The sequence below is a fragment of the Mycetohabitans sp. B3 genome (assembly GCF_021498065.1).
Lineage (GTDB): Bacteria > Pseudomonadota > Gammaproteobacteria > Burkholderiales > Burkholderiaceae > Mycetohabitans.
Genome location: NZ_JAHLKN010000141.1, coordinates 1 through 297, shown reverse-complemented (window position 1 = coordinate 297; position 297 = coordinate 1). Strand labels below are relative to the sequence as shown.

Sequence of the window (297 nt, the reverse complement as noted above, 5' to 3'; positions counted from 1 at the left end):
CGCATTGCGATTGTCGCGCTTGCCAGGCGGTTAGTGATTGCATTATGGCGCTACCTTAAAGACGGCGTGATTCCACAAAACGCTCAGTTCAAAGGGGCATGAGTGGGCATGGCTTATAGCTGTCGGATCAACGTCTATTGGAGGGGCTGAACCGGGATATGCCCGTAGGGCGGACGGGTTGCTGAATGTAACCGATCATTAGATGGGGCATATCCACCGGACCAGAATGTCCGGCGTAGCGCGCATACAGGATGAGGCCGGCCAAATCCGGCGGATAGAAGTGGGTGAGAGGTGAAT

1 pseudogene is annotated in these 297 nt (G+C 55.2%); it reads left to right on the top strand.

Annotated elements, in window-relative coordinates:
* Window positions 1-102, top strand: a pseudogene (locus KQH55_RS15985) (IS110 family transposase); the annotation flags it as partial.
* Between the last annotated feature and the right edge of the window lie 195 nt (window positions 103-297).